The organism is Hyphomicrobium sp. (assembly GCF_003987855.1).
GTDB lineage: Bacteria > Pseudomonadota > Alphaproteobacteria > Rhizobiales > Hyphomicrobiaceae > Hyphomicrobium_B.
In genome coordinates this window covers 85,538-106,143 of the sequence record NZ_RXIZ01000006.1, presented here as the reverse complement: position 1 = coordinate 106,143, position 20,606 = coordinate 85,538, and the positions used below count along the sequence as shown (strand labels likewise).

Annotated in this window: 19 protein-coding genes; 8 read left to right on the top strand and 11 right to left on the bottom strand. The window is 60.0% G+C overall.

Translation table 11 applies throughout. The features are described 5' to 3' along the window. Complete coding sequence (locus EKK30_RS04940; RefSeq protein WP_290981142.1) at positions 1–2,553, bottom strand: ATP-binding protein; 2,553 nt, start codon at positions 2,551–2,553, stop codon at positions 1–3. 169 nt (positions 2,554–2,722) lie between these two features. Next, positions 2,723–4,132: an adenosylhomocysteinase gene (gene ahcY / locus EKK30_RS04935; RefSeq protein WP_290981139.1), complete on the bottom strand. Its 1,410-nt coding sequence runs from the start codon at positions 4,130–4,132 to the stop codon at positions 2,723–2,725. 356 nt (positions 4,133–4,488) lie between these two features. Here ahcY and EKK30_RS04930 point away from each other — a divergent pair, with 356 nt between their 5' ends. Further along, entirely contained in the window at positions 4,489–5,907 is a 1,419-nt protein-coding gene (locus EKK30_RS04930; RefSeq protein WP_290981136.1) for a pilus assembly protein, read from the top strand. Between the two features lie 25 nt (positions 5,908–5,932). Here the strand turns inward: EKK30_RS04930 and EKK30_RS04925 are convergent, their stop codons facing one another. From EKK30_RS04925 to EKK30_RS04905, 5 genes are all read right to left on the bottom strand, one after another. Next, positions 5,933–6,238 (bottom strand): HPr family phosphocarrier protein, encoded by a 306-nt coding sequence (locus tag EKK30_RS04925; RefSeq protein WP_290981133.1) that lies wholly within the window; start codon positions 6,236–6,238, stop codon positions 5,933–5,935. Between the two features lie 9 nt (positions 6,239–6,247). Continuing rightward, positions 6,248–6,649, bottom strand: a complete 402-nt coding sequence (locus EKK30_RS04920) for a PTS sugar transporter subunit IIA (protein WP_290981130.1) — start codon at positions 6,647–6,649, stop codon at positions 6,248–6,250. Between the two features lie 107 nt (positions 6,650–6,756). After that, the gene (locus tag EKK30_RS04915) at positions 6,757–7,233 is read right to left on the bottom strand and encodes an HPr kinase/phosphorylase (protein ID WP_290981128.1); all 477 of its coding nucleotides are present in this window, start codon (positions 7,231–7,233) and stop codon (positions 6,757–6,759) included. Then, positions 7,217–9,067, bottom strand: coding sequence for a stimulus-sensing domain-containing protein (locus tag EKK30_RS04910; protein WP_290981125.1), 1,851 nt, complete (start codon positions 9,065–9,067; stop codon positions 7,217–7,219). The genes EKK30_RS04915 and EKK30_RS04910 overlap by 17 nt, the downstream gene beginning before the upstream one ends. 26 nt (positions 9,068–9,093) lie before the next feature. After that, the gene (locus EKK30_RS04905; RefSeq protein ID WP_290981122.1) at positions 9,094–9,798 is read right to left on the bottom strand and encodes a response regulator transcription factor; all 705 of its coding nucleotides are present in this window, start codon (positions 9,796–9,798) and stop codon (positions 9,094–9,096) included. A 466-nt stretch (positions 9,799–10,264) separates the two neighbouring features. Between EKK30_RS04905 and EKK30_RS04900 the strand changes: the two genes are divergently transcribed. Next, on the top strand, positions 10,265–11,854 hold the full coding sequence (locus tag EKK30_RS04900) for a phosphoenolpyruvate carboxykinase (RefSeq protein WP_290981119.1): 1,590 nt from the start codon (positions 10,265–10,267) through the stop codon (positions 11,852–11,854). A gap of 105 nt (positions 11,855–11,959) precedes the next feature. Beyond that, complete coding sequence (locus tag EKK30_RS04895; protein ID WP_290981116.1) at positions 11,960–12,631, top strand: dienelactone hydrolase family protein; 672 nt, start codon at positions 11,960–11,962, stop codon at positions 12,629–12,631. Positions 12,632–12,655: 24 nt separating this feature from the next. Here EKK30_RS04895 and pyrE read toward each other — a convergent pair whose 3' ends face one another. Next, positions 12,656–13,234 carry an orotate phosphoribosyltransferase gene (gene pyrE, locus EKK30_RS04890; RefSeq protein ID WP_290981113.1) on the bottom strand — a complete coding sequence of 193 codons (579 nt, stop codon included), beginning with the start codon at positions 13,232–13,234 and terminating at the stop codon, positions 12,656–12,658. Between the two features lie 59 nt (positions 13,235–13,293). Here pyrE and EKK30_RS04885 point away from each other — a divergent pair, with 59 nt between their 5' ends. The 4 genes from EKK30_RS04885 to EKK30_RS04870 all read left to right on the top strand — a co-directional run bounded on the left by EKK30_RS04885 (position 13,294) and on the right by EKK30_RS04870 (position 17,774). Further along, positions 13,294–15,063, top strand: a complete 1,770-nt coding sequence (locus EKK30_RS04885) for a glycosyltransferase family 39 protein (RefSeq protein WP_290981110.1) — start codon at positions 13,294–13,296, stop codon at positions 15,061–15,063. Positions 15,064–15,141: 78 nt separating this feature from the next. After that, positions 15,142–15,837, top strand: a complete 696-nt coding sequence (locus EKK30_RS04880) for a TlpA disulfide reductase family protein (RefSeq protein ID WP_290981107.1) — start codon at positions 15,142–15,144, stop codon at positions 15,835–15,837. Continuing rightward, positions 15,837–16,736: a formate/nitrite transporter family protein gene (locus EKK30_RS04875; protein ID WP_290981104.1), complete on the top strand. Its 900-nt coding sequence runs from the start codon at positions 15,837–15,839 to the stop codon at positions 16,734–16,736. Before EKK30_RS04880 ends, EKK30_RS04875 begins: the two co-directional genes overlap by 1 nt. A gap of 72 nt (positions 16,737–16,808) precedes the next feature. Next, a complete protein-coding gene (locus EKK30_RS04870; protein ID WP_290981100.1) occupies positions 16,809–17,774 on the top strand; it encodes an HAD family hydrolase in 966 nt (321 codons plus the stop codon). A gap of 37 nt (positions 17,775–17,811) precedes the next feature. On the opposite strand, the gene EKK30_RS04865 is transcribed toward EKK30_RS04870, so the two are convergent. After that, the gene (locus EKK30_RS04865; RefSeq protein ID WP_290981097.1) at positions 17,812–17,940 is read right to left on the bottom strand and encodes a hypothetical protein; all 129 of its coding nucleotides are present in this window, start codon (positions 17,938–17,940) and stop codon (positions 17,812–17,814) included. Positions 17,941–18,127: 187 nt separating this feature from the next. Next, positions 18,128–18,493, bottom strand: a complete 366-nt coding sequence (locus EKK30_RS04860; protein WP_290981094.1) for a hypothetical protein — start codon at positions 18,491–18,493, stop codon at positions 18,128–18,130. 450 nt (positions 18,494–18,943) lie between these two features. Here EKK30_RS04860 and EKK30_RS04855 point away from each other — a divergent pair, with 450 nt between their 5' ends. Beyond that, entirely contained in the window at positions 18,944–19,489 is a 546-nt protein-coding gene (locus tag EKK30_RS04855) for a DUF4440 domain-containing protein (RefSeq protein ID WP_290981091.1), read from the top strand. Between the two features lie 13 nt (positions 19,490–19,502). On the opposite strand, the gene EKK30_RS04850 is transcribed toward EKK30_RS04855, so the two are convergent. After that, positions 19,503–20,597 carry a 5-(carboxyamino)imidazole ribonucleotide synthase gene (locus tag EKK30_RS04850; protein ID WP_290981088.1) on the bottom strand — a complete coding sequence of 365 codons (1,095 nt, stop codon included), beginning with the start codon at positions 20,595–20,597 and terminating at the stop codon, positions 19,503–19,505. Positions 20,598–20,606 lie beyond the last annotated feature (9 nt).

The following is a 20,606-nucleotide window of genomic DNA, read 5'->3' as shown; positions in this document are numbered from 1 at the left end:
TTACGCTGCGCGCGCGCCGCCCGCCAGCCGGTTAGCGTTGTTTTTCGTGCCATCCCGCGCCTTGACAACCGGCTGTTCGGGGATGCGAACGATGACGCGGGTGCCACGTCCTTCCTCAGACGTTATTTCGATGGTGCCGCCATGAAGCTCCACGAGGCTTTTGGCAATTGAAAGGCCGAGCCCCGCGCCGCGGTGTTCGGACCCGCGGCTGCGGCTCTCGAACCGCTGGAACACGCGCCCGATCTGATCCTTCGGAATGCCGATGCCTTCGTCGTCGATCCGAAAGTTGATCGTGCCGTTGTCGCGCCAGCAGGCGAGGTGCACTGTGCCGTTGACCTTCGAAAAACCCACGGCGTTGGAAAGGAGATTGTACAGCACCTGACGCATGCGCGCCTCGTCGACCATGATTTCCGTAACATCGTCGGCGACGGCAATATCGATCGTAAGGCGCGAGCGTATCGCACGCTCCCGAATGCCGAGGATGGCGGCGTCAATGATGGCGCGGACACCCGCAGGTGCGAGTTTCAACTCCAAGCCGCCCGCCTCGATTGTGGTCAAGTCCAAGATGTCGTCGATGATGGCGAGCAATGTCTTCGACGAGAACATGATATCCGCGAGGTACTCGCGTTGCTTGGCGTTAAGCTCGCCCAACGCCGGGCTTGAGAGCATATCCGAGAAGCCGATGATCGTCGTCAGCGGCGTCCTCAGCTCATACGAGATATGGCCAATGAAGTTTGTCTTCAGCCGGTCGGCGGCAACGAGCGCTTCGTTGCGTTCAACAAGCGCACGCTCGGCAAGCTTGGCGCCCGTGACGTCGGCGAACGTGAGCAGTGTTGCGCCATCCGGAAGTGGCATCAGGGCATAGTCGACGACCAGGTTGTCAGTGCGATCCATCTGGCCCGAAAGCGTTTCGCGTTCGTCCTGGAATGCGGTGACAGCGCGCCCAATGCGAAGCCAAGTGCCCGCATCTGGAAACAAAGTCTGAACGGCGGCGATGATCTCTCCGATGTGGGGAAGCTCCCCGAGCTTACGCGGCGGGATTTGCCAGATATCGCAAAAGGCCCGATTGAAAAGCTTCAGACGTCCATCGGTGCCAAACACTGCGACCGCCTCTTTTAGGCTGTCCAGAGTTTCACTCTGCACGTCGATGAGTGCGTTATAGCGGCCCTCGAGCGCGATACGGTCGGTCTCGTCGGCGAACAGATAGGTGACGCCGCCGTCGGCCCGCTGCTCGGCGATGACTTTTACAATCCGGTCGTCGGTCAAATGCCATGTGTCTTCAAGGGGCGTTCCTGCTCTCGAGCTCGCGAGGACCTGCGCTTTCCAATCGCGATGGCTGACGACGGGTGGGAGAACGCCGATTTCACGAAGCCTGTCGAGAATTTCGCTGTCCGTCGGGCGTGCGGCAAGCCACTCCGGATCGAGGGACCAAAGATTAGAGAAGGCTGCGTTGTGGAATACCAGCCGCCGGTCGCGGTCAAAGAGTGCGACCGCTGTTTCAACGCGGTCCAGAGTGCGGTCGTAAGCTGCGACTTGGCGATCAAGTTCTCCTTGCGCCGTTTCGATGTCCGTCACGTCGACCGCCGCGCCAGCCGTCATTCCGTCAACGGGGAGAATGACGATTTCGTGCGGCTTGCGCTGGCCGCCGGCTATGAGATGAACACGGGCCTTATAACTCTCGCCAGCTGCCACCGCTTTGGCGATATGCCTGCGTTGGCGCGTCTCGAGCAATTCGATCTGGCGTTCGAGGACGTCAAGCTCGCTTTCGGACTCCACGGCTTTGACGTAGGCGGAATTGACCCAAACGAGGCGGCCTGCGGAATCGCGAAGCCAGACTGGCATCGGAAGTGTTTCGAGAAGGGCGCGGCTCGAACGAATGTCGCGCGCCAGGGCCGCGTGTTGCTCATCGATGCGCGCAATCTCGGCCTTGTAGGTCGACACATCCTTGAAGCGCAGGACCGCGCGGCCGCCTGCCGCCCGTCCCTCGGCTTCGACCCGGCCACCGGCCTGGGTTTTCACGATGACGTTGAACGTGCGCCCGTTGGCGAAGAGCTTGTCGAGCGAGTTTTTCAGGGCGTCGGCGGATTCGGGCTCGAGCCATTGCCCAAACCGCAGGATTTCCGCGTGCTGATCAGGCAGGCCAAGAATGCCCGTGAGCGTGTGAGACACAATGCGGACGGCCTGGCCCTGCTCCCAGAAAATCAGCACCTGCGGCTCGGCGCGTATGATGGCCTCGGCGGCGGCGAGGTTGCGGCGGAGTTGCTGGCTTTCCGCCTTCGCGCGCCGGGCCTCCTTTCGCGCCACACCCGCCATATGCCAGGTAAGGAGGCCGGCGATGAAAATCGCTCCGGCGACGAGACCACCGGTCGCCAGTTGCCGGGCGTTCAAAACTCCCGGCTCGACGTCGCGGCCGCCCACAAAGATGGCGAGCAACGCCGCGACGCAGCCCATGGCAGCGAAGAGGAGAAGTGCCAATTGGAGCTTGGTCGTCGAGCGTCGACCAGGTGTAGGCGTGCCGGGCATCGCATTCCATGTCTGTGAGTTCGTCGGCATGACCGCCACGCGGAGGCGCCAACCCGCTTCGCGCGCCTTCCATGCGAATCACCTGTGAGTATGGGGTGCGCCAACGCTGGCCGCTACCGCACTTGGCCGATGCAAAATGAAACGGCGCCAGGGTGTTCCCCTGACGCCGCGAATGGCACTGATTCGTTGGGCCCGACTATCAATAGCGATAGTGGTCGGACTTGAAGGGGCCTTCCGGCTTCACGCCGATGTAAGACGCTTGATCAGGACGAAGCTTCGTCAGATTCGCACCGATCTTGGCGAGGTGAAGCATCGCAACCTTCTCATCGAGATGCTTCGGCAACGTGTAAACCTTCTTGTGGTACTTGCCTTGGTTCGTGAAGAGCTCGATCTGGGCCAGCGTCTGGTTCGTGAATGATGCCGACATGACGAACGAGGGATGCCCCATCGCGTTGCCGAGGTTCACGAGGCGACCTTCGGACAGCAGGATGATGCGGCGGCCCGTTGGGAATTCAATCTCGTCGACCTGTGGCTTGATGTTGTTCCATTTGAAATTCTTAAGCCCGGCGACCTGAATCTCGTTGTCGAAGTGACCGATGTTGCAGACGATCGCCCGATCCTTCATGGCACGCATGTGATCGACGGTGATGATGTCTTTGTTGCCGGTTGCCGTAACGAAGATATCGGCGCGCGGAGCAGCATCTTCCATGGTCACGACTTCGTAGCCTTCCATCGCCGCCTGCAGCGCGCAGATCGGATCGATTTCCGAGACCATGACGCGGCAGCCAGCATTGCGGAGCGAAGCCGCGGAGCCTTTGCCGACATCGCCGAAGCCGGCGACCATGGCGACCTTGCCGGCCATCATGACGTCTGTGCCGCGGCGAATACCATCGACGAGGCTTTCACGGCAGCCGTAGAGGTTGTCGAATTTCGATTTGGTGACGCTGTCGTTGACGTTGATCGCTGGGAACAGCAGCGAGCCGTTCTTCTGCATTTCATAGAGGCGGTGAACGCCCGTCGTCGTCTCTTCGGAGACGCCCTTGATGCTCGTCGCGATCGTCGCGAACCAGCCTTTCGGCTTCTCCTTGAGCGTCTTCTTGATGAGGGCGAAGAAGACTTCTTCTTCCTCCGAACCCGGCTTGTCGAGGAATGCCGTATCCCCGTTCTCGGCGCGAAGACCAAGGTGGACGAACATCGTCGCATCGCCACCGTCGTCGAGGATCAAGTTGGGAACGCCGCCGTCACCCCACTCGAATAGCTTGCGGGTGTAATCCCAATAGTCGACGAGGCTTTCGCCCTTCCAAGCAAAGACGGGAATGCCGGCTGCGGCAATCGCTGCGGCGGCGTGGTCCTGGGTCGAATAGATGTTGCAGGATACCCAGCGGATATCGGCGCCGAGGGCTGCCAGCGTTTCGATCAGCACCGCCGTTTGGATCGTCATATGCAACGATCCGGCGATGCGCGCGCCTTTGAGCGGCTTCGACGAACCGTATTCCTCCCGGGTCGCCATGAGGCCCGGCATCTCGGTTTCGGCGATCGCAATCTCTTTGCGGCCCCATTCCGCGAGACCCAGATCCTTGACGATGTAATCGGAAAATTTCGTGCTCATGCGGCTCCGTTCCTCTTGTGCGCCGTGCCCCGCAATTGTGATCGGCGAGGCCGCCTTCGGCCGTCTGGGCTCTAGCCGCGGACGGTGATTCCGGCCGCAGCTATAGCGAAGTCGGCAGTCTGACGCAATAAGATATAAACAACTCTTTATGTCTCGACCGTCTCGCCAGCGGTCGTTCGCAAATCGGGGGCATAGCCGGAAGCAAGGTAAAAAATAAGTAAATGTTCTGGTATTACTTTGTCTCTTTCTGTTAAACTTGTCTTAATCTCGCTATCAATTAAAACTTATCAGATTAAATTCTTTTAAATCTCTGGGCCCGCAAGTTCATCGTGAGTATTTCTCCGTGGAGCGGGAAAATGGGTATTGCGTCTGTGTTGTCTCGCGGCTTTCGCGCGCGGTCGCCGGGTCTTCCTTCGGCCGCTGGGGCGTTCAGGGCCGCAAAGTTGCAGGCTTTCGCCGGGGATACGCGAGGCAGCGTCGCGATTATTTTCGGTCTCGCGATCTTCGTGCTTTTCATGATGATCGGCGTCGCGGTGGACTACGCGCGCTTCGTAAACGCCCGCAATCAGACGATTGAAGCCACGGACGCCGCCGTTTTGGCCGGAGCACGAGCGTTGCAGGTCAACGGCGGCAATCAGACTGCGGCTCAAAACGTCGCCTCGATCTACTACCAGCAAGCCATCAAAAATCGCATCCCGGTCACCACGGATACGATCCAATTCCAGGTCACCGACAACGGGACCGCCATGATCGCGCAAGGCAATGCGCAGATCTCAACTCCGTTCATGCACCTTGGCTTTATCGGCACCAATACCTTGGCAACGCTGCCGTTGCTTCGTTCCAATGGTGCGGATTACTCGAAAGCGGTTCTTGCGGTTGGTGGTAACGGACAGACCAACCTCGAAGTCGCGATGATGCTCGATATCACCGGCTCGATGGCTGGTCAGAAGCTCACGGACATGAAGTCTGCCGCGAGCGATCTGGTGAACATCGTCGTTTGGCAGGATCAGAGCCAATACACTTCAAAGATTGCGATCGTGCCATTCGCGTACGATGTTCGGTTGCCGACGTCGGGCTCAAATCCATTCAAGCTGGCATCAGGAAACACATCGACCAAAAATCCGTGCGTCGTCGAGCGCACGGGCTCTCAGAAATACACCGATGCTGCACCGAAGGCCGGCCAGTATGTCATGGTGCACAGTTCATCCAGCAGTTCTGTTTCGCCAACATGCAACTTGCCAGTCGCGGCGGAGGCGCTGCCGCTCACAAGCGACAAGACAAGCTTGTTAACGAAGATTTCCGGCCTGCAGACAGCGGGCAGTACTGCAGGGCACATTGGTACTGCCTGGGCTTGGTATATGCTCTCGCCCAATTGGTCCTCGCTCTGGCCGAATTCGGCGGCGGCGGCTTACGGTACCCCTAAGCTTAAGAAGATTGCCGTGCTCATGACGGACGGTGAATATAATACGTCCTACACCTCCATGGGCTACGCGGTGAGCGAGACCTTAAGCGGCACGAAAGTGACCTGCAAAAATAGCGCAAACGTCGACTGTTCTCCGGCCCAAGCTGTTGCGCAATGCACGGCCATGAAGAACGCAGGCATAGAAATCTATACCGTTGGCTTCCAACTCGGTGGCAGCCAACTCGCGATCAATACGCTGTCAAGCTGCGCAACGGATGCGAACCACTTCTACAACTCGACGACGGGCGATGCCTTGAAGGCCGCATTCCGCGATATCGCGTTGAAGATTTCGACGCTCTATCTTTCGCAATAGCGGGCGCAGAATGCGGGGCGACGCGTCAGGCGTCGCCGATGCATTCCTCGTGGAAGCCTGCCTCGACCAGCTGCACGAGAGCCTGCAGGGCCTCCGGGCCTTGTGGGCCTTCCGCAACGATGTGCAGTTCCGAACCTGGGCCCGCCGCCAGCATCATCAAACCCATGATGGAGGTGCCGCCGACGGAACTGCCGTGATGGGTAACGGTGACCGTTGCGTCAAAGCTTTCGGCACACTTGACGAACTTTGCCGATGCGCGGGCGTGAAGGCCCTTGATGTTGCGAATAATAACGACTGCTTCCGGCTTCAGACTATTGGCCAGTTCGGGCATCTCTCGCTCTCAGCCGCCGGAAAGTTCTTGGCTAGCAACCTTGATGTACTTCTTGCCGGCGTCGCGAGCCATAATGACAGCTTGTTCGAGCGGTGTCTCGCCGCGGATGCTCGCGAGTTTCACCAGGATCGGCAAGCTGATGCCGGCAATAACTTCGGCCTTCGTTTCGTCCATTACCGAAATGGCGAGATTGGAAGGTGTGCCCCCGAACATGTCGGTCAGGATGATCACGCCTTTGCCGCTATCGACAGTCTGCACGGCGTTTAAGATTTCGAGCCGCCGCGCGTCCATGTCGTCGTCGGGACCGATGGCGATCGTTTCAAGTGAAGCTTGCTTCCCAACGACGTGTTCAAGCGCGTTGCGAAATTCCTGCGCAAGCCCCCCATGCGTGACGATGACAAGTCCGATCATGAGCGATGGGCCATTTCATTACTATCCGGCGGGCCAGACTGCGGCTTCGCCGTGGCGCGGAAAGTGGCAAGTGTTGGGCGCCTGTGCAAGGGGTTTCTGGATGGGGTTCAGGCCTTTGATGGGGCACGTGGCAAGGGCGCCATCCGAATGGCCGTTACAAGTTTCAGGGCGCTGGAACCTTCAAATGGCCTGACGCGAAGCAGGGGTACGTCGAAGTTCTTAATGCGAGCCACCGGCCATGGATCGGGGTATCTCTCGATCGCGCCCTCATTGACGAGATCGGCGATCAGGACGAGTTCCGCCTGTGGAACGGCATCAACCTCCAGTATGCCTACCCCACGAACCTCGATTTTTCCAAACAAAGTGGGTGGTGCTCGCGCGATGAGAGCCGTGCCCTCCTGATTTAGTATTACCTGATCGTCGGAAACTAGCTTCACGGGGTCGGGGACGAGGGGTGACGCCGCCAATCCCAAGCAACGAAAGGCGAGATCGGATTTTCCTGAGCCGGAAGGTCCCCTCAGCAGCACCGCCCGGTTGCCGACGGCAACCGCAGTGCCGTGGACGCGATCAGCTTCGCCAGACAAGTCCTGTTACCGCCGTAGGTGAGATCGGAAAACGCACGGTGAAACGCGCCCCCTTGCGGATGTTGTCGTCGTCCGGTGGGCGATTTTCAGCAAAGATTTCGCCGTTATGGCTGACGACGATCTCTCGCGAAATGGAGAGGCCGAGGCCGGAATTCTTGCCGCGCTTGGCATCGGTCAGAGGCCGATCGCTATAGAAGCGATCGAATATCTGCCCGAGCTTATCGGGAGGTATGCCCGGCCCCTCATCCTCGACAGTGATTTCCACCTTGTTGCCATTAGGCTTGGCGCGAACCGTCACCATGGCGCCTTCTGGCGAGAACGACAGCGCATTATCGATCAGGTTGGTGAAGACCTGCCCTAGCCTGCTGTCATTGCCGCGAACCATGTATGAGGCCGCAGGTGCAGGCTCAATGAACATCCGCAGCTTGCGGCTATCATCGGCCAGCATATCGAGAAAGAGGCTGTTGATGCTTTCGAGAACCGTGCGGATGTCGATCGACTGCATCTCCTGACGCGCAAGTTCAGCGTCAAGACGGGAGGTGCTGGAGATATCGTTGATGAGACGGTTGAGGCGTTTCAGCTCGGCCTGAATCTCCTGCACAAGAGCAGCGCGGTCCGCATCCGATTTGGCGTAGGCCATGGCTTCCGCCGTGGAACGCGCAGCAGCCAGCGGATTTTTCAGTTCGTGAGCGACGTCGGCCGCGAATTTCTCGCTGGCCTCGATCCGCCGATAGAGCGCGTTGGTCATCGCGACGAAGGCGCGGCCCGTCCGGCCGACTTCGTCGCGTCGTGCCGTGAGATCTGGCAACTGCTCGCGCGCAGAAATATTTTGCGTGACGCGGTTGGCAGCATCCGAGAGACGGCGCATGGGACCGGCAACCGTTCGCTCCAGAACAAGAGAGCTGCCGATTGCAACGAGAAGAGCCATCGCCGCAATCTGGAGGATCAGCCAACGCTCATCCCACAAGATGTCGTCGATGTCGCCGGGGTTCGTGGAGATTAGAAGGACGCCAAGAATCTTGTTTCCGCGCTTGATCGGCTCTGCCATCGAGACGATCTGCTGACCGTGCTTGTTGAGGAGCAGGATCGGAGTTTCGATGCCATTGAGCGCGGCGTTGCGGACCTCGGGGTAAAGAAAGCCGTTCGCGGTGCCGAGTTCGCGATAAACCTTGAGCTCTTTGTTGATCACCCAGTAATGCAGCCGCGTCCAGAAGTTCTTGAGGCGCGGGGTCGGGTCATTGGCATCGACAACGACCTCGGGTTCGTCGTCGCCATTCGAGAAAAGCGTGTCGCCGTTCAGGATCAGAGTGCCCTTGGCGGAATAGATACGCGCCTTGAGGTCGGCAGGGCCGACCAGTTTCCGCAGAATGATCGCGGCTTGATGCGGATCGATAGGCAACTCGAGAGCTGCGAATGCGTCGTCGCGCTGGGCGCGCGGGGTCGTCTTCTCCGGGATGCGATTGGGATCGAAAATTGCGCGCTCGTTCACGGCGCGGTACGCGATCGCCTCGGCCGTGATGCGCGACACAGTCTTTACGACGTCAACCTTCGCATCAAGCAGCCAGCCGTGATGCAGGCTGAGGTACAGCATCGCGCCGAGAAGGCCCGCCAATCCGAGAAGATTGGCAAGTAGAATACGCCGCCGCAGGTTCTTTCCTATGGCGCGCGCAATCCAGCCTTTCGCAATCCAGCCGCCGACGCCGTTCGCAGCCCGCAATAGGGCTCCGCGCAGATCGAGCTTCGGACGCGGCTTGACGGCTTCCGGCGCAGCGACGTCGCTCGCGGGGGTATTGAGCGCTGTCGCCGACACGATGTCGTTGCTGTCTAATGCCATCCCGTCCCCGGTGGCAGTTCGGCCGCCTATTCCTTGAAGCGGTAGCCGACGCCATAAAGTGTTTCGATCACGTCGAAATCGTCATCGACCTGCTTGAACTTCTTGCGCAGCCGCTTGATGTGGCTGTCGATCGTGCGGTCATCGACGTAAACCTGATCGTCGTATGCCGCGTCCATAAGCGCGTCGCGTGTTTTTACAACGCCTGGACGGGTTGCGAGTGCCTGAAGGATCAGGAACTCGGTGACGGTCAGCGTCACAGCCTTATTATCCCAGTGGCACGTGTGGCGCTCCGGGTCGAGTTTCAGCTTGCCGCGCTCCAACACGCGCTTGGCCTCATCCTCTGTCGTGGTGCCGTCCTTTGGGGCGACACGGCGCAACACAGCTTTGACGCGTTCGACGATCAAGCGCTGCGAAAAAGGCTTGGCGATGTAATCGTCGGCGCCCATCTTGAGGCCGAACAATTCATCGATTTCCTCATCCTTCGAGGTCAGGAAGATCACCGGCATGGCGGACTGCTGGCGCACGCGCCGCAGAAGTTCCATGCCATCCATGCGGGGCATCTTGATGTCGAAGATGCCGAGATCGGCCGGCTCCTCGGTCAAGGCTTCGAGCGCGGAAACCCCGTCTCCGTAAGTGCGAACCTTGTACCCCTCGGCTTCCAACGCCATCCGCAACGAGGTCAGAATATTACGCTCGTCGTCGACGAGTGCGATGGTGCTCTTTTCCTTCATCTTTTCCTCTTCTGCCCCTCAGCCGCGGCGGGATGCACACCGCGCTCTTTTTGCGCATATGGCGGCATGGTGTAGCAATTGTGGCGCTCCGACCAGATGGGCTCCGGAGGCTGAATACCACCTGAATAGGCGACCCCGCCCCTGACGGCAAGCAAAGTGGGCGATTTGGATGCTCACAAGTACACATTTCCGCTTGTTTGGCACGAATATTGAACCCATGCTCCGTACGAAGACGACTCTGCGGAATGCCTCGACGATACATAGTGTTACCGGATTTTGCGTGTTCTTACCGCTCTCTAGGACCATTGAACAGCTTGAGTTTGGGATAGCGGTCGTCCACTGCGGGGCAGGCCCTCCTGAAGCGGCCAGAATTGTGCGGCACAAAGGGGCGAGCCGTGCGTTTCTCGCCTTGTGCTGCTGAGATCTCGTGCGTGCACGTCAGCGCTTTTGCCAAAGGCAACCATCAATGACCGAGCTGTTTCCGACCCAGCCTTCGCAGAAAGTTCACCGCAATCTTCTTGAGCCAGAGCTGATGGAGTTCATCATCAGGCGCGGCGAAGGCAAGCTGGCGCAGAGCGGGGCGGTGGCCGTCGAGACCGGTCAACACACGGGACGTTCCGCGGAAGACAAGTACATCGTCAGAGACGCCGATACCGACGCCTCCATCTGGTGGGACAATGCCAAAGAAATGTCGGAAGAACAGTTCGATCGTCTGTTCGCCGACTTCATCAGCTATGCGCGGCACAAAGAGATCTTCGTGCAGGATCTTTACGCCGGCGCGGATGCGGATCATCGCCTCAATACTCGCATCATCACTGAACATGCTTGGCAATCGCTTTTCATCCGGCACCTCCTGCGCCGGCCTGATGGGAGCGAGCTTTCATCCTTCGTGCCGGACTTCACCGTGGTCGATTTGCCGAGCTTCCGTGCGGCTCCGCTCTATCACGGCACCCGCAGCGAGACCGTAATCGCCTGCAATTTTTCGAAACGCATCGTTCTTATCGGCGGCACAAGCTATGCCGGCGAAATAAAAAAGAGCGTTTTCTCATATCTCAATTACGTGCTTCCGGCGAAGAACGTCATGCCGATGCACTGCTCGGCCAACGTCGGCAAGGATGGCGCATCGGCGGTTTTCTTCGGTCTTTCAGGAACTGGGAAGACGACGCTTTCGGCCGATCCAGCGCGCGAACTTTTGGGTGATGACGAGCACGGCTGGTCAGAAAAGGGCATCTTCAATTTCGAGGGCGGCTGCTACGCGAAAACGATCCGGCTTTCGAGGTCGGCCGAGCCGCAGATTTGGGATGCCTCGAACCGCTTCGCCACGGTACTCGAGAACGTCGTGATCGATCCGAAGTCGCGTGTCCCGAATTTCGATGACAACCGGCTGGCTGAGAATTCACGCTCGGCCTACCCACTGGACGCAATCGCCAACGCCAGCCCTACTGGAACGGCGGGTCACCCGCGTAACATCGTGATGCTGACAGCCGACGCCTTTGGCGTGCTGCCGCCGATCGCGAAGCTGACGCCGAGTCAGGCGATGTACCACTTCCTCTCAGGATTTACCGCGAAGGTCGCCGGCACAGAGAAGGGTATGGGTTCGGACCCGAAACCAACGTTTTCTACCTGCTTCGGCGCGCCGTTCATGCCACGGCACCCAAGCGTTTACGGCAACCTTCTGCGCAAGCTCATTGCGGAGCACGGGGTCGACTGCTGGCTCGTCAACACCGGCTGGACTGGCGGGAAGTACGGCGAGGGTACGCGTATGCCGATCAAGGTTACTCGTGGCATGCTCAATGCGGCGCTCTCGGGGACGCTCAAGGCCCTGCCGATGCGCATCGACCCCGTTTTCGGTTTCGCGGTGCCCGTAGCTATGGACGGTATTGATCAGACGATTCTCAATCCGCGGGAAACATGGAGCGATCCGAAAGCCTACGACGCCATGGCAGCGAAGCTTGCGCAGATGTTCCACGATAACTTCGCCAAGTTTGCCGCTTACGTCGATGCGGACGTGTTGAAGGCGAGCCCAGCCGTCGATCGCGGCATCGCGGCAGAGTGAATCTCATCCATCGTCCGGGGCGAGCGTGGTGCGTCGCCTAGGGTGTTGATCATCTTCCCGTGCCTGCCTAGAAAAGCCCCGCCGGCTTAATCTGGAGCGTCAGCTATGGGCACCCGCATTCCTTTCACTCGTCCCGACGGGAAAGAAGCCGAGGGTTATCTTTCACTAGCGGGTAAGGCGAACGCGCCCGGTGTCGTCGTCGTTCAGGAGTGGTGGGGTCTGCAAGACCAGATCAAGGGGCTCTGCGATCGCTTCGCCCTTCTGGGTTATGACGCTCTTGCGCCGGATCTCTACGCCGGAACCGTCATTCCCTACCACGATAGCGATGCCGCGCTGCGCGAGATGCAGTCACTCAACTTCCTCGACGCCTGCGATCAGGTCGTGCGCGGGGCGGCGCAGTTTCTGCTGAAGTCCAGTCCGAAGGTGGCCGTTGCGGGCTTCTGCATGGGTGGCGCGGTTGCCTGTCTTGCAGCCTGCCGCGTTCCGGAGTTTTCAGCCGCAGTCCCGTTTTACGGTCTGCCGCCCGATGCGGTGGCGAAGCCCGCGGACGTAAAAATTCCGCTGCAAGGGCATTTCGCCAACAGCGATGATTTCGTCACTCCGGAAAACGTCGATGCGTTCGAAGCTGGCCTCAAAGCAGCAGCAAAATCGTTCGAGTTCTATCGTTATGACGCGAGCCACGCGTTCATGAACGAACAGCGCACCGTGCATGATCGGCACTGCGCGGAGCTTGCCTGGGAGCGCACAAGCGCATTCCTGAAGAAACATCTCTGGTAATTGACCTGCCGCGCTCTGACGCGCCTATGCTCTGAAATCGGCGAGCGTTAGCAGCGGCTCGAATTTAAGGCCAGCGGCAGCAAAGGTTTCGGATGCGCCGTCCAGTCGGTCAACGATCGTAATAACGCGCACGATCTCGGCGCCGGCGGCTTTCAACGCTTCGGCCGCCTTCAAGGCAGAGCCGCCTGTGGTCGTGACGTCCTCGACCACCACGATTTTTTTGCCCGCCATGCTTTCGCCCTTCGCCAGTCCCTCGACGAGCGATTGCGTGCCGTGCTCCTTGGCTTGCTTGCGGACAAAGAATGCCGAAAGTTTACGCCCTTCGGTGAAAGCAACTGCGGCCACGCTTGAAGCAATTGGTACGGCGCCCATTTCAAGGCCGCCCACGAGATCCGCGTCGACGTCATCGAGCTGATCCAATATTAAAGACGCGACGAGATAAGCGCCCTCGCTGTCAAGCATCGTAGGCTTCATATTGAAGTAAAATGTCGATGTTTTACCTGATGCGAGCTTGAATTCGGGGCCTTCCTGAAAAGATCGGGCCTTGATGAGTTCGATCAGGCGTGCCCTTCGGGCGGCGCGATCAGCCGATTTTCCTGGCATGCGGACGTAGGCCCTTGCGTTTTGGCGTTCGGATGCGCAAACAGCCGACTTCCGAAAGCATGTCAAGTTTCGAGGGAGCATTAGTGGTGGAGCGCCAGCGCACGTTGTGGAGCGGTTGGGCGGATTTAGCCGCCGAGCCGTGGAGAACCACCCTCGCGCTTCTCGCGCTGTGCGCCGTCGTCTATCTGCCGGGTGTGGTGCGCCTGCCAGCCGTCGATCGGACGGAAATCATCTGGGCGGAAACGACGCGGGACATGGTCGCTCGCGGCGACTGGACGGATCCGCGCTATGGAGACACCGTCCATCAATACCGGCCGATCGGAACGTTCTGGGCACAAGGCGTGTCGCGCTGGATTGCGGGAGACGCCCATGACCGCGATATCGTCGTCTATCGCATCCCCTCGTTCCTCGCCGTCACTCTTGCTGTGCTGGCGCTATTTTGGCTTGGGCGAGGTCTCGTTAGTCCGGAAACGGCGCTTGTCGCCTCGGTATTGTTTGCGGTCGCGCCTCTGACCGTTCTCGTCTCGCAACTGGCGATCGCAGAGGGGCTGTCGCTCTTGCCGGCGACGGTCGCGATGCTTGCACTCGCTCGCATATATTCCAACGATGAGGAGCCAATCGGAACGGTACTGCTGTTCTGGGCGGCGGTCGGCGTCGGTATGCTGATCAATGCGCTGCTGGTGCCGATCCTCGTTCTTGCGACCGTCATCGCGCTTTATATTTTCGATCGCGATTGGTGTTGGCTCAAGCGGCTCAACCCGGTCATCGGCGTTCCCATTGCGCTCTTGATCGCGTCGCCCTGGATATACGTTCGCGTCCATCAGGATGGCACGGCGTTTTCCGGATTGAGCATGCGGGAAGTCTTGGCTGCGCTCGGGGGCGCTCAGGACATGAAGCTTCGCGCATTTCCCGGCACTTTCGTGCTTGCGCTGCTCCTCGGGTTCATTCCTGGCACGATGCTTATCGGCACCGCGTTCAAGCGCTTCTGGGCGGAGCGCGATCAGCGCCTGCAGCGTTTTCTGATCGCATGGGTGATCGGATATCTCATCTATCTCGAATTGCTGTCGTCGAAGCCCGGGACGTACATGGTGCAGACGATGTTTCCGGCGCTCGCTCTCGGCGTGGCGATCATTGTCACGCGCGAGCATGGCGCAGGCAAAAAGCCCGAATGGAGCGGCTTCTGGATCTGGCCCACTGCGCTTTCCGCTTTGCCGCTGGCTTTGTTCGCTGCGGTCTATCTGTTCGTCGGTCAACTTCCGAGCATTCCGGCCCTGGTGCTGATCGCTGTGATCGCCTCGCTCTTTATCTGGACTGGGCAGCTTGGCCGTGAAGGCCAATTGCGCCGCTGGGCTGCGGTCGGGACCGCAGCCGTCGGCCTCCTCGGGTTGACACTTCTCGGCGTCGTGCTGCCGGGCATCGATAAGATATGGCCGGCGCAAATGATCGCCCGTGCCATCGCGGCGTGTCCAAAGGATCGAGCGGTTTTGGTCGGATTTCGTGAACCTTCAGGCCGGTTTCTGCTTTCCATTCCGCCAGAGCGGCAGACGCCGGAAGCGCTTGCGGCCGATGTCACGGCGAAGAGGCCGGGGCTCGCCATAGTGGAAGATCGCTGGGCAAAACGCACGAACTGGACGTTGCAATCGAAATCTCAAGATCGCATGCCGCAGCCGACGGGATGCGTTTCCGGATATAATGTGATGCGAGGTTGCTCAGTGCATTTCCGGATCTATTCGCCGAACCCCGCTGAGCCGTGTGCTATTCCGGCGGAGTTTGCGTGCTCAGAGAAGACGGCGCCGATCGGCTTCGAAAAATCAGCCAGCTGCGACTGAAGCCCGACAAAGGGAACGCTCTGCGCGCCAGGGCGTCCCGTGCTATAGGTGAGAAAATTACCTCAGGATCATTTGCACATGTTCAATCCCGAACGGCCTCCCGAAATCATCGCGCAGCGCTGGCTCAATTCCGATACCAAGCGCACGCTCAAAGCGGAAAAGGGGAAAGTCGTCGTCGTCGCGGTATGGCAACTCCTCTGCCCCGGCTCGCAGAAATTCGGCTTGCCACAAGCGATGCGTCTCCGGGGCGCTTTCGACGAAAGCGAAGTGGCGGTGTTCGGGCTGCACATGCCTTTTGAGCGCCTTGAGGAGCAAACGCCCGAGAAGGTCGAGGCATACCTGCAAGAGAACGGTGTCACAATTCCGGTCGCGCTCGACAAGCCGAATGGGACGGAATTGCCGGAGACGATGAAGGCCTATGAACTTCAGGGCACGCCGGCGCTGCTGCTGTTCGACCGTCAGGGCAGGTTGCGCCGCCATTATCTCGGCGCGGTCGATGACTTCCGGCTCGGCGCGGAGGTCATGGGGCTGCTGATCGAAGACAAGGATAGTCCGCGCGAAATGTCGATCGCGATCGAGCGCAAACTCGCTGCTGCACTCGTCGATCCGGAAGCGCATCACCATCATGATCACGGCGATGGGTGCGGTTGCGGGCACGACCACAGCCATGATCATGGGCATGATCATCACGATCACCACCACGATCACGGGCATGACCATGGCATCGCCCACGGTCTTCCGGGACACGTGCACGGTCCGGACTGCAAGCACTGATGGCGAAGCCGCCGAAAGACGAGGTGGAAACCGCGCAGGACGAGCAGTCTGCCAAGGGTTCGAGTACTTCGCCAGGCTCCGGGCTCAGCCGGAAAGAAAAGCAGCAGGTTCGCGAGGGCGTCCGCCATCGCCCGGCGGTCGTCTACGAAATCATTCGCGTGCAGGGCGAGATCGAGCTGCGGCGTCCGTTGTCGGCGCTGTGGTGGTCAGGCGTCGCGGCCGGGATATCGATTGGTTTTTCGTTTTTGACGGAAGCGGCGATTGCTTCGCATCTGCCCGATGGCGGGTGGTCGCCGATCCTCGCAAAACTCGGCTATTCCGTCGGGTTCCTGATCGTCATTCTTGGTCACCAGCAGCTTTTTACCGAAAACGTTCTCACCGCGGTGCTGCCGGTGATGGCGCGAAAGCAGGTTAACTGGTTCTTGCGCATGGTTCGGCTCTGGGGGATCGTGCTCGCGTCGAACCTCGTCGGCTGCCTGATCTTTGCGATGGCGCTGGCCTTTCTGCCGGTGATCCCGGCGGACGTGGTGCCAGAACTGTCGAAGATCGTCGGACGGGTGATGATCAATTCACCGGGCGAAATGTTCGCCAAAGGAATTGGAGCCGGTTGGCTGATCGCGGCGCTCGTCTGGATATTGGCGTCGACCGATAATGTCGAGTTCCTGATCATCACGCTGCTGACGTATCTCATCGCGCTGTTCGGCTTTACGCACATCGTCGCCGGCAGCGTCGAAGCGATCTATGGTGTCCTGACGGGCGGCGTAACCGTGGAGACGGCGATCTTCCATTTCTTTATGCCAACGCTGGCAGGCAACGTTTTCGGCGGCACGGTGCTGTTCTCGGTCTTGAGTTACGCCCAGGTTCGCGAGGAAATCTACGCCGATCCCGACGCCAAGTAGGCGCTTCGACTTCCTTGCGCCACGCGAATCACGCTTCCTTCCGCTCTACAAGTCGAGAGCGGAGAGAAGCTCATGGTCGAGCGGGTGAAGTCCTTGGATGTCGCGGCCGATTCGGCGGCGCGGAGCCGGACGGGTGCGCCGGAAGATCATCGCCCGGCCGCGCGTTCGCGACGCAAAGCGCGGGCTGCGGCCGCTGCGGCGGGCGACAAGAAAACCATCGCGCTCGTCTACGATTTCGACGGCACGCTGTCGCCGAAGCCGATGCAGGAATACGCGTTCCTGCCCAAACTCGGAATCGAGCCGAAAGAGTTCTGGGCTGAGTGCGGCCGCGTTGCCAAGGCGGAGCGGGCCGATGCGCTGATCACCTACATGCACCTTCTCTACAAGAAGGCGAAGGAGAAGGGCGTGCGCATCGACCGCGCCGATCTCGTTGCGCAGGGAAAGAAGGTCGAGCTTTATCCTGGCGTCGAGGCTTGGTTTGACGCGATGCACGCCTACGTCAAGAAGCAGTCGGGCGATGCGGGCATCACGGTGAAGCACTATCTCGTGTCGTCGGGGCTCACCGAGATCATCGAGGGTACCAAGATCTACCGGCATTTCGCCAACGTCTTCGCCAGCGAATACTGGTTCGAAGCCTACGATTTACCGTTTCCGAAGCGGGTCATTTCCGACACCGGCAAGACGCAGTTCCTGTTCCGCATCAACAAGGGGATCGAGGATCTCGGCAGCAGCATCAACGCGCATATGCCCGAAGATGACCGGCCGATCCCATTTTCGAATTTCATCTATTTCGGCGACGGCGATACGGACGTGCCGTCGATGGCGCTGTTGAAGAAAAACGGCGGCCACGCGATCGCGGTGCACGGGCCGGCCGAGAGCGAGACGAAGTGCATCGAGCTATTCAAGGCCGGCCGGTGCGATTTCTACGCCGGCGCGGACTATCGCAAGGGCTCGGACTTGTGGAAGCGCACGTGCCTGCTGCTCGACAGGATCATCGCGGATGTGAAGGTGCGAGACGAAGCGCGGGGGTTGGGGTGATTTGGTTCGAAGTGCGAGCCAAGACGAACAAGATGGATCAGCGCCCCTCGATCTTGATGCCGGGCAGATCTACACGGACCTTCGTTTGGTTGGCGTCCCAGAGGAGATAGCCGAGCACGACGACAGCGACGAAGAGCACGCCGATAATTGCCGACTTGATGTCCATCGCAGTCTCTCCAGATCTTTGATTTTCGACGTCGGCGCATCAATCGCCAGCGGGTGATGCGAAGTCAAGGCCAGGAGCTTCCCGAGGCGCGGCTCGCACTGATGTTCGCTTCATCGACGCGCAAAAAAGCAACGGCCCCGCGCTGAGCAGGGCCGTCGGATGATTTCGGGAGCTTGCGCTCTAGGTCTTAGTAGCAAACCCAGACGAAGCGGTCATAGTACGGCGACCAGCGCCAGCAGGAACCTACGCCGTAGGCCCACCAGCGGCCATGCCAGTAGCGGCGATGTCCGCGCCAGTGACCACGGCCCCAGTGGCGTCCGCCGCGCCAATGACGTCCGCCGCCCCAATGCCGTCCACCGCCCCAGTGACGACCGCCGCGAAAATGATGACCGCCGCGGAAGCCGCGGTGTCCGCCGAAGTGGTGGCCGCCGCCGCGGTGCCCACCAAAGTGATGACCGCCGCCGTGGTGGCCGCCTCCGTGTCTCGCTTCGGCAATGACCGGCATCGCAAGTGCCGTCATCATCGCCATCACGAATACGATTATGCGTTTCATTGTGGCTCCTTGAATTGTTTTTGTCGGGGTAAATCGAGGCGTCGTGTGCCAACACGACCGGTACCCGCTCAACGGCGTTCACTCGCCGCGGTTCCACCAGAACCCCCACCGCATGAACTAATGGCTAATTCCCCCAGAGAATTGCCATTTCTCGCGACGGATCAGTGATGGCTGTTCGTTATGCAACCCTGGTCGGCGATAGTCGTCACCGCCTTTGCCCTGAGCGATCGCGACCGGCGCCGAGACATTCGGGAAAAAATTCTGGCTGGCCTATCAAAGACAGTCTGCGCAGCCCGCCCATCGCCGACCCTCCTCGTAAAATCTTATTCAAATCCAGTCTCTTGATTTAGCTCAGCACGAGCGGACCGCGTGCGAGGCATGAAGAGTGCGCGGCGGCACGCCCGTCGCGAACAGGGGGAGGGCGTCTGAGGGAGGAAAAGGAATTGGCTCATGATTTCGGCCTCATCATTCGTCCCTACTGCCTTCGCCACCTCTGCACGGCATTGCCGCGGCATGGCGGCGTTTCTCGCGGCAGCATTCGCCTCGGTCCAGCTCGCACACGCGGATCCACAATGCACGCCGGCTGATCCGCGTGAGATATCGCGCGTATTCGAGAGCTGGGGTGATGCAATCGTTTCAGGCAGCGTCCTGCGGGTGGTGGAATTTTATGCCGACGATGCGACGCTCGTGCCGGAGAAAGGTGGCGCACCCTTGCGCGGCAAGCAGGCGATCCGGGACTACTATGCCGGTCTGCTCGCGCGTCATCCGCAACCGGTCATCGTGTCGAGCGAAATCGTGCCCGGCTGTAGTTCCGCCGTGGTCAGCGGTTTCATACTTTATCGCGTGACGGGAGCGCGCAAAGGCACGCGCGATCTTCTCGGCGGCCGCTTCACCACGGATTTCGCGCAGGTGAATGGTGCGTGGCGCATCGTCAGGCACTCGCTCGGCGGCGACGAACGCAAGCTCGACCAGCCATTTGCCAGTTCGCAGCTCTGATGCGCTGGTGATCTCAGCTGGGCGGTTTTGAGAGAAGCCGGTTCACGTGGCCCATCTTGCGGCCAGGGCGGGCTTCCTTCTTTCCGTAGTGGTGAAAGAAAGCGCCTGGCTCGGCTGCGATCTTCTCCCAGGCAAGAATGTCGTCACCGATGAGGTTGATCATCTCGGCGCCGCCGGCCTTCTGCGCGGACGAACCAAGCGGCCAACCTGCGACGGCGCGAATGTGCTGCTCGAACTGCGAGGTTAGCGCACCGTCCATCGTCCAGTGCCCGGAGTTGTGAACGCGAGGGGCCATCTCATTGACGAACAGGCGGTCGCGGCCATTGTCGGGCACGAGGAAGAACTCGATTGCGAAGACGCCGACGTAGTCGAGATTTTCAGCGATTTTCTGGGCAATCGCGATCGCTTCGCTGGCGACGTCTGGCGCAACTGCGGCAGGCGCAACGGAGCGGTGAAGGATGTGGTTGCGGTGCTCGTTTTCGGTGACGTCGAAGGCCCGGAATGTCCCGTCGACGGCCCGCGCGGCAACAACGGAAACCTCGGCGCGGAAGTTCACGAAGCTTTCGAGAATTGAAGGCTGCCCGCGCATCGCGGTCCAGGCCGCTTCGGCGTCCCCCCGCTTGAGGATCTTCGCTTGGCCTTTGCCGTCATAGCCAAAGCGGCGGGTCTTCAGCACGGCCGGAATGGCAAAGCCGGAGTCGAGCGCCTTCGCGAGATCGTCGAGCCCATCGATGGCGACGAAGTCGGCGGTCATCGCGCCCAATGCACGCGCCAGCGTCTTTTCGTTCATGCGGTCTTGAGCGCAGGCAAGGGCTTTGGCCCCTGGGCGAACGGGCACGCGCGCGCTGAGAAACTCGACGGTTGCGACCGGGATATTTTCGAATTCATAGGTGGCGACATCGATCGCGGCGGCGAAACGCGCCAGCTGCTCTTCGTCTTCGTATGCTGCGATCGTGTGGGCGGCCGCGACTTCGAAGGCGGGGCTATCGGCGTCCGGTGCATAGATGTGAGATCTGAGGCCGAGGCGGGCCGCTGCCAGTGCCAGCATCCGGCCCAGCTGTCCGCCGCCCAGAATGCCAATCGTCGAGCCGGGAGGTACTGCCGTCATCGCGGTGTC